The 9,303-nt window shown below is 58.1% G+C and carries 6 protein-coding genes and 1 pseudogene; 5 read left to right on the top strand and 2 right to left on the bottom strand.

Translation table 11 applies throughout. The features are described from left to right. Nucleotides 1-495, top strand: a 495-nt coding sequence (locus H5U08_RS05030) for a TIM barrel protein (protein ID WP_297030907.1), incomplete at its 5' end; no start/stop codon positions are given. A gap of 254 nt (nt 496-749) precedes the next feature. On the opposite strand, the gene H5U08_RS05025 is transcribed toward H5U08_RS05030, so the two are convergent. After that, on the bottom strand, nt 750-1,823 hold the full coding sequence (locus tag H5U08_RS05025; protein ID WP_297030906.1) for a DUF1559 domain-containing protein: 1,074 nt from the start codon (nt 1,821-1,823) through the stop codon (nt 750-752). Between the two features lie 482 nt (nt 1,824-2,305). Between H5U08_RS05025 and dnaG the strand changes: the two genes are divergently transcribed. The 3 genes from dnaG to H5U08_RS05010 all read left to right on the top strand — a co-directional run bounded on the left by dnaG (nt 2,306) and on the right by H5U08_RS05010 (nt 6,791). Then, nucleotides 2,306-4,210: a DNA primase gene (gene dnaG / locus H5U08_RS05020; protein WP_297030904.1), complete on the top strand. Its 1,905-nt coding sequence runs from the start codon at nt 2,306-2,308 to the stop codon at nt 4,208-4,210. A gap of 102 nt (nt 4,211-4,312) precedes the next feature. Then, on the top strand, nt 4,313-5,977 hold the full coding sequence (locus tag H5U08_RS05015) for a sigma-70 family RNA polymerase sigma factor (protein ID WP_297030902.1): 1,665 nt from the start codon (nt 4,313-4,315) through the stop codon (nt 5,975-5,977). A gap of 79 nt (nt 5,978-6,056) precedes the next feature. Beyond that, nucleotides 6,057-6,791 (top strand): hypothetical protein, encoded by a 735-nt coding sequence (locus tag H5U08_RS05010; protein WP_297030899.1) that lies wholly within the window; start codon nt 6,057-6,059, stop codon nt 6,789-6,791. Here H5U08_RS05010 and H5U08_RS05005 read toward each other — a convergent pair whose 3' ends face one another. Further along, nucleotides 6,792-8,810 carry a helicase C-terminal domain-containing protein gene (locus tag H5U08_RS05005; protein ID WP_297030897.1) on the bottom strand — a complete coding sequence of 673 codons (2,019 nt, stop codon included), beginning with the start codon at nt 8,808-8,810 and terminating at the stop codon, nt 6,792-6,794. Between the two features lie 244 nt (nt 8,811-9,054). On the opposite strand from H5U08_RS05005, the pseudogene H5U08_RS05000 reads away from it, so the two are divergent. Further along, nucleotides 9,055-9,303, top strand: a pseudogene (locus tag H5U08_RS05000) (hypothetical protein); the annotation flags it as partial.

The following is a 9,303-nucleotide window of genomic DNA, read 5'->3' as shown; positions in this document are numbered from 1 at the left end:
ATTTGCTTCTCCGGAAATCGCGAGCCGGGTCTGGATGACGAACAGGGGCTCAAAAACTGCGTTGTGGGGATCAAACGAATTCTGGGCCTTGCTGAAAAGCACAAAGTTGTGCTGGTGATGGAACTGCTCAACAGCAAGGTCAATCACAAGGATTACATGTGCGATCACACGGCGTGGGGTGTGGAGCTGTGCAAGCGGATTGGCTCTGAGAATTTCAAACTGCTGTACGACATTTACCACATGCAGATCATGGAAGGAGACCTCATCCGCACGATTCAGGAAAACATTCAGTACATTGCGCACTTCCACACGGGCGGAAACCCGGGTCGGCATGAGATTGATGAGACCCAGGAGATTTATTACCCGGCCGTGATGAAGGCAATTGTGGCGACAGGATATAAGGGCTTTGTGGGCCAGGAGTTTGTGCCCCGCAATCCCGAACCGGCAGCGGCCCTTGCTTCCCTCGAACGCTGCGTCAGGATTTGTGATGTGTGAGAACGAACGTCGAAAAACCTACCCAAAGAATCGGGCACTCACCATAAGTGAGTGCCCTGCTTATTTTGGTAGTCTGCCGGTAATTTCCTCGGAGCTTTTCGTGTTGCGAACCCCTATAGGATTGCTCTCCGGGAGAAAGCGCCAATCAATGATCGAATCAAACATCCGGCGGGGATTTCCGTGCGCCACTCGCCGTGTGATTTGACCTGGCTAATAGATTGTCACGATTGGTGAGGACGGGCATTCCTCTCTTATCAAAATTCCCCGAGTGGCTCCTGGCCATTGCGAGTCGCCAAGTACCGCCAAATGAGAAGGTCCACTGTGTCACTCACGAATCTCACGGAACCATCAGCCATGCCGACGTTGACGCCGCCAGGGTGACGACTTCGCGCACCGGCAAAGGCTCGTGACGCACTGGGCTGACCACCGGCGTTGCTTCCAATGCTTTGGCAAGGGGCTGGGTAATCTTTGTCACCCTGGTTTTGAGGACAAGGTCCGATTATCCGATCGGGCGCCGAGGAATTGGGCGTTACGGCATGGCTGTAAAGAGCACCTCCCATATTGCCATAAATAATACTCCCGATCGGTCCGCCCCAGGCCGTTTCGATCTGAGGACAAATCCCCTCGGAGATCATAGCCGTATTGGATGTGCCGTCGGTGATTTGCGCGATCTTCACACCCCGTGTCGGAATGCTGGCGCCCGTTTCATAACTTTGGTTGTGTTTGACAGCAAAAACTCCCGGACGCCATGGGCCATTTGTTCCGTCCTGAACGTCTTCTCCGTACATGTCACCCGACCCCACACAGCCTCGGTAATTTCCACGATAAAACCCCCATGTGTCACTAAAAAGCTCATTTCCGTAGGGTCCCCCATCGCTTGGACAAACGAAAGTCGGGATTCTGGTCCGTCGAGCCTCTCGTAGCTGAGGATTACTGCCGGCGGGAGTCAATGGGCATGTGCCCTTACTACCCCAGTCGGGGTGGTTCCAGGGCGGCGTACCCAGGGTATAACCCCGCTCCGGAAGGGAAATATAGCGATCGAAAACTGACTTTTGCTCAATAAAAGGTAGTATGAGCTCGGTCCACGTATAACTGTCCCACGCGTCGTACTTTCGTCCGTAGGGCAGTTCAGCATACTGCTCATGAAAGTTGTGACATGCAAGCGCGAGCTGTTTGATGTTGTTAACACATTGCGACCTTCGTGCTGCCTCGCGGGCTGCCTGAACTGCCGGCAAAAGTAGTGCCACCAATATTCCGATAATCGCGATCACCACCAACAACTCAACAAGAGTGAAAGCGCTTCTGCCGCGAAAAGCCATGCCGTTCATAGCTAAACTCCTCAACAGTTTGGAGCCTCGAAGAATATATTGAAAACAACACTCTTCCTCTTATGTTAGGCTCGGTGGATATGCCGTCAACTCAATTTTGCGCAAATCGAATTCAAAATTGCGCAAAGTCAGAGCTTCGGTTTTTGCGACTTGGTTGCGGTTCCCGCGGATCCAACTCGGCGTGATTGTTTGGCGCGTTTTCCGGTCACCCGCCCAGCATTTCTCAGGCCATACCTGTTTGCCGAACGATGCGCTATCCTTTGCCGGGTGGATTTTCTCCCTTGATTTTCTGGAAGTAATTTCTTAGATTCGTAGCGCTTTCCCTGGCAAGGACTACCCTGATTTTGGCGGTTGATCGGTGGGGCGCGCTCAGCGGCGCGACGGCTTTCGCTATAAAATGTATAGGTAGTGAGTGCAACGCGGCAGGAGGCCATCCCCGCACATCCAGGTCCAATGGGCCCCTGGAGGAGGGATCCCGGCGAATGGAAGGTCTCGCCATACTTCTCCCACCAGGCACGGAGGTCACCGCTTGGCACACGTGGGAGTCCATCTCCACCATGCCGCTCAGCCCCTATTCGGACGTCAAAGAACAGATTCGCCAGGCGATTGATATCGTCGATCTGGTGGAGCGCTATATCCCTCTCCGCCGTCAGGGGCGAGGATTTGTCGGCCTCTGTCCCTGGCATGACGACCACCATCCCAGCCTGCAGGTCAATCCCGAACGCCAGTGCTTTCGCTGCTTCGTCTGTGACATCGGCGGGGACATTTTCAGCTTCGTCATGCGCATGGAAAACGTGGAGTTCCCCGAAGCCCTGGCGATGCTGGCCGAGATGGCGGGAATTCCCCTTCCGCGAACCGCAGGCAAACCGAGTGGGGGGGATCGCAAGCAGGAACTGTTCCGAGTCATGGCCTGGGCAGAGCAGCAGTATCATGCCTGCCTGCTCGAATCGTCCGAAGCAGCGACCGCACGCCAGTACCTTCGCGAAAGGGGGATCTCCGAAGAGAGTATCCGAAAATTCCGGCTCGGATTTTCTCCGCTTCAGCCGGATTGGATTCTCCGTCGGGCACGGCGGGACCAAATCGACCCCAAACTGCTGGTAACGGTGGGCATCCTCACGTCGGCGCATACTCGCGAGTGGATCGATCGCTTCCGCGGTCGGGTCCTCTTTTCCATTCGCGATGCCCAGGGCAGACCGGTGGGCTTTGGGGGGCGGGTGCTGCCTCACATGGCCGAAACCACGCCCGCCAAGTACGTGAACTCCCCGGAGACGCCGCTTTTTGCCAAAAGTCGGCTGCTTTATGGGCTCGATCTTGCGCGGGATGCCTTCCGCCGCACCCGAACGGCGCTGGTCATGGAGGGCTACACCGACGTCATCATGGCCCATCAATATGGCTTTTCCAACGCCGTTGCGGTGTTGGGAACAGCTCTGGCCGACTCCCACCTGCGGCTGCTTCAACGATATGTAGATCGGGTCGTGCTGGTGCTGGATGGCGACGAGGCAGGTCGGCGACGAGCAGCGCAGGTGCTGGAGTTGTTTGTCGCCCGGCAGATCGACCTTCAGGTTCTCACGCTCCCCGACGATCTTGATCCATGCGATTATCTGTTGCGATACGGTGCCGCCGGTTTTCAGGAAGCCCTTGACGAACGGACCGTTGACGCCCTGGACCACGCCTTTGCCGCCGCCACTTACGGCGTCGATCTGGAAAACGACATAGCGGGGGTGAGTCGGGCGACAGATCAGGTTCTCAATGTGATTGCCAAAGCACCGGCCAGGCTCGGCGAACATTCTGCCCAGCAGCAGGCCCGCGAATGGAAGATCCTTTCCCGACTGGCGGTGCTCACGCGGATCGATGAGGGGGTTCTCCGCCGCCGATTGGAAGAACTGCGGCGCGGGCAGACACGTCCGCGGGTCGTGCCTTCGGCTTCCTCGCGCCCGACCCTGGATGGCTGGCATCGCACCTTTCTGGAGTTTCTGGTGGCGGTTCCCGAGGGGGCCCGACGGTTACGGGAGCATTTTTCCGCGGACGATTTGACGTCGCCGCCCGCCCGACAGATTTATCAGGCCGCCCTGGATCTGTTGGAACTGGGGCAGCCGGTCGATTTCGAACATTTGATGTTGGCGCTCGACGAGGCTTCGCTGCATAATGTCCTGGTAGACGTGGAGCAAACGGCTCGGGAAAAGAAGGTTCCCGAGCAAAATCCGGATGAGTTGCTGGAGGGCCTTCTGCGAAGCCATACGGCACGCATCGCCCAGTTGCAGGCTTCCCAGTTGGCCCACGCCCTGCGAAAAGGAGGACTGGCACCGGAAGAAGAGCTCGACTTGTTGAAGCGGATCATAGATCAGCAGAAAAATCGCCAGAAGTGGTCCGAGCCCACGGACGGGTGAGGTTTCTGGCGTCGGGAAACCGGCGATTCCCGCGCTTCGTTCAGTCGCGGTTTCCCGTGATCTGGCTGGCTTTCGGCACGGAAGCACGAAAGGAGGCGACCCGTGAAACAGGCCGACAAGGAGTTGCAACGGCTTCTTGCTCAAGGACGAGCCCAGGGTTATCTGACGTACGACCAGGTCATCAGTTATCTTCCCGATCAGGAAACACGGCCGCAACGGTTGGATCGACTCATCACGGCCCTGGAGGAAGCGGGGATCGAGCTGGTCAACCGACCGCCGGTGGGATCCAACGGGGAGGCCGCAAGCAAGGACGTCGCTTCTCCCGCCGAAGATCCCCTCCTCAAAGACCCACTCCTCCGCGATCTGCTGCCCGGTCAAAAGGCCAAGTGGAACAGTGATCCCATTCGGCTGTATCTCAGCCAGATGGCCAACATCCCCCTGCTGACGCGGCAGCAGGAGATCGCCCTGGCCAAGAAAATCGAGGTGACCCGCAAGAGATTCCGGCGCACAGTGATGGGGTGCCATCTGGTCCTCAAACAGGCGGTTCAAACGCTGGAGGCGGTCCAGCGCGGGGAACTGGCGTTCGATCGAACGCTCAAGATGTCCCTTACCGATCAGTTGACAAAGAGCCAGATCCTGGGGCGGATGCCGCACAATCTGCGGACCCTCCGCGGCTTGATGGCCGCCAATGAGCGGGACTTCAGGCGACTGATCAACCGGCGAACTCCCCCGGAAATCAAGGCCAAGGCACGGCGTCGCTTTTTGGCCCGTCGCGCAAGGATGCTGATCCTCGTGGAAGAACTGGGATTGCGGACGCGGCGCGTGCAGGCCATGATGCAGCAGATGCGGGATGTTCTCAAACGCATGGAAGAAATCCGTGCCCGACTCCACGAACTGAAAACGCAGCCGGGCGAGTTGGGAGAACGTGATCGGCTGCGGCGGGAGCTGTGCGATCTCATGCTGGCGACGCAGGAAAGCCCGCGGAGTTTGCGGAGCCGGTGTGAAAAGATGGAGGCCCACTTCCGGGACTACACCGAGGCGAAACGCGAGCTTTCCAACAGTAATCTTCGGTTGGTTGTTTCTGTGGCCAAGCGGTACCGGAACCGGGGATTGAGCTTCCTGGACCTCATTCAGGAAGGTAACACGGGCCTGATGAGAGCGGTGGATAAATTTGAGTATCGGCGGGGATTCAAATTCTCCACGTACGCCACGTGGTGGATTCGGCAGGCCATCACCCGTGCACTGGCGGAACATTCACGGACGATCCGCATCCCTGTTCACATCATCGACCAGATCGGTAAACTGAAAAATGTATCTCGCCGTCTGATGCACGAGCTGGGGCGGGAGCCGAGTGCGGAGGAGATGGCCCGGGCCGCCCAGGTGCCTATCGAGGAGGCCCATCGACTCCTGGAAATGGGGCGTCAGCCCAGCAGCCTGGATCGGCCGGTGGGAGAAGACGACGACGGCGCGTTCAGCGAATTGATTGCCGACCGCAACCTCGACAAACCGGAGTATGTCGCCCATCGCGAGTTGCTCAGAGAAAAAATCGAAAGCCTGCTCAAAACGCTCACTTACCGCGAGCGGGAAATCATCCGCCTGCGGTACGGACTGCGGGACGGCTACGCCTACACGCTGGAGGATGTGGGACGCATCTTCAAGGTCACCCGCGAACGCGTCCGTCAAATCGAAGCCGATGCAATGGAGAAGCTTCAACATCCCGTGCGAGCGAAACAACTGGAAGCTTTCGCGGATGAACTGGTGGCGTAGTACCGCCGCCATTGTGAGGGCCCGAGGTGGGCTGTCCCTACAGGACAGCCCTTTTTTTATCCCCTGAGGAGGTAGCTCTATGACATCCCAGGCGCAAACAGTTCCGGAGATACTTCGGCGCATCCACAGTCTTTACCTGCAACTGGACGAACTACGGGGCCGCCTGATGAAAGGTCCGCGGCTCGCCCAGGCGCATCAGGAACAAATCCGTCAGGCCGAAAAGAATCTGGAACTGACCAAGAAAGCTCACACCGAGGCCCGCATGGCCAGTCACGCCAAACAACTGGAGTACGAGCAGAAGCTGGCCGACATCCAGAGGCGAAAAGGCCGACTTCTCGAATGTGATGACAACCGCGAATATCAACTGCTCAAGGATCAAATCGCCGCCGACGAAATGGCCGCCAGCGTGCTCGCCGACGAGGCCATCGAACTGATGGCCCGAGTGGAAGAGATGGCGGTCAAAGTTCAGGAGGCCGAGGCCGCTGTGGCGGCGGCGAAGGAAACGGCGGCCAAATGGCAGGAGGAGTTTTCCCGGCAGGAACCGATCATCCGCAGCGACATGGCGCAGGTTGAAAAAGAGCTCAAACATTTGATCACCCAGCTCGACGCAATGCTGCCCTACGAGATTAAGGATCTCTACCAGCGGACCCTTCGCAGCAAGGGAAGTGATGCCCTGGCGCCGCTTCGGGGGGATTTCTGCGGCGGATGCAACCAGCATGTGCCCATCAACATGCGGAGCGATCTGATGTGCGGCAAGCCGATCTGGTGCCGATCCTGCGGCCGACTCCTGTATATCCCCGAGGATGCATCGTGATCACGTCTCGCGACTGAGCCGCGAATTCTTGAACAGCGGAGTCGCGTCCAGAACGCTTTCTTCCACCACGCGGCAGGGCGGCAGGGACCGAAGAAATATCCTGCCATAGCTCTTCTGACACACCCGGGAATCGAGAATCACCACGATTCCCTTATCCTGTTTGCTGCGGATGAGTCGGCCGAAGCCCTGGCGAAGCTTGATCACTGCTTCGGGAATCTGATAGTCGTAGAACGGATTGCGGCCGGCCGCACGGAGGGCCTCAAGCCGGGCCTCGATGAGGGGGCGGTCGGGAACCGCGAAAGGAAGTCGTGTGATGATCACGTTCTGGAGCGCTTCGCCGGGCACGTCCACCCCCTGCCAGAAACTGTCGGTTCCAAAAAGCACCGCACGGGGCGTCACTTTGAAGCGTTCCAGCATTTGTGTTCGCGGTGTGCCGTCCGCCTGGGAAAAAAGCGTGTATTTATGCTCCGAAAACCACGACTGAAGGGCGCTGGCGACCTTTCGCATCAGATCGTAACTCGTGAAAAGAACAAATGCGCGACCCTCCGTTCGGGCAATGTACCGCTTCAGCATGGCCACCAGCGCACGCTCATAGGCCTGGGGATCCACGCCGGGATCCGGCATATCACGCACCAGGATCAATTCTGCTTGCTCGCTGTAGTTGAACGGACTGCCCACCTGAAGAGTTTCCACATGAGTGAGGCCGACACGTGATTTAAAATACTCAAATCCCTGCTCGGCAATGGTCAGCGTGGCACTGGTCATGATGACCCGGGGGATAGCCTGGAAAAGATGTTCTCGTAAGAGGCTTCCCACTTCGATGGGGGCGGAACCCAGGGTCACCCGTGGTAGCGCCCGGTTCTCGCTGACCTCCACCCAGTACACGTGATCCGGCTCGCGCTGCTTGTTCCAGTGGTCGATGGCGGTGGCGAGCGACTGAAGCCGGTCCCGTGCGGCGATGAGATCCTGCCGTTCCTCCTCGGGATGGACGTCGGCTGCCCGACGATGGACAATCTGGGCAAGTTTTTCCAGCCCTTCGCTCAGGGTGTTACGAAAAAGATTGGGCGTGCGGACCCGACCGTTGCTCGATCTTTCCTTTTCGTACCAGTCGAGCACCTGGGCAAAAAACTCGTCGGATCGATAAAGGCAATCCAGAACGGCCTGCTGGCCCTCCGCGCTTTTGTAATGGACGAGCAGCCCCCGCTGCGTCCTCTCGTTGTACAACCGCCGCAGATTGTACGCGATCTGAGTGTTACTGATCTCCAGCCCAAATTGCTCGGAAGCCACGCTCTCCAGTGTATGGGCCTCGTCGATGATAAGCAGGTCGTATTCCGGCAATAGAGAGGCACCCTGCATCCTGAGCGCGAGATCGCTGAGGAGGAGGGCATGATTGACGACGAGAATCTGGGCTCGCTGGATCCGGCGACGCGCCGCAAAGTAGAAACAGTTGTCATAATGGGGGCAGCGGTTGCCCAGGCAGTTATCCTTATCGCTGGCAACTTCGTCCCAAACAGTGGCCAGCGGCCGAAACGGCAAATCAGAAAGGGAGCCGTCCGTTGTCTGAGCAACCCACGAAGCCAGGGTCTGGAGTTGCTGCCATTCTTCGTCTGCGAAGAGAGTTCGGGAACGTGTGAGCGCGTTTCCCAGACGGCGACGGCTGATATAGTTTGCGCGACCCTTCACCAGCACCGCCGTAAACTCATACGGCATGACGCTTCTCAGAAAAGGGATATCCTTGAGGAGTAATTGTTCCTGCAAGCTGATGGTGTGGGTGGAAATGACGGCGCGCTCGACGTCCCGCGCGGGCAGCTCTCCTGCTACCGCCAGAATGGTGGGGACCAGGTAAGCGAAGCTTTTCCCCACCCCGGTACCGGCTTCCACGACAAGATGCCGCTCCTCCACGATCGCCTTTTCCACGGCCTCCGCCATCTGGAGTTGCTGCGGGCGGTGCTCGTAGCCGGAAAGGCGGACCGCGATGCGTCCCTGAGGACCGAGAATTTCCGAAGATCGACTTGCCATAAAGTCTGCCTGAAGACGATCACCACCACGGAATCCCTATGTGACGGCAAGGGTCTCGGGTGGTGGACGTCGCTTGTTCCTTCGTTCTCTTTAGGTTATCTTAAATCGCCGTTTGTCACCAGGATTGCTCGCAACTTTGGCCCGATTAACCTGGCGCAGTTTGACACCACCCCATTTCATTTACGGTTTGTCCTCGGGAGAATAAACAGGCAAAAGTCAATCACGAGGTTTCAGAGAGATCGTCATGCCAATTGAGTTCCTGTGCCCACAATGCGGAAGCCACTTGCGGGTACCGCTTTCTGCAGCGGGCAAGAAGGCGCAGTGCCCTCAATGCGGGGCGATCACCCCCGTGCCCGTCCGTTCCGAGGTTGGTGCTTCGCCCGGCGTCGCTCCCCAAGAACCGCGCTCTGAGGAGGCCGTCCCTCCGGGAGTCGGGGACTCGGCGAGACCTGAGGACGATATGGTCAAAGGGGGCGTTTCCGGGGGAGAAAGC

It is taken from the genome of Thermogutta sp., assembly GCF_014359955.1.
In the GTDB taxonomy this organism is placed as follows: domain Bacteria; phylum Planctomycetota; class Planctomycetia; order Pirellulales; family Thermoguttaceae; genus Thermogutta.
The sequence above is the reverse complement of the archived record's forward strand: the minus strand, read 5'-3'. Positions and strand labels throughout refer to the sequence as shown.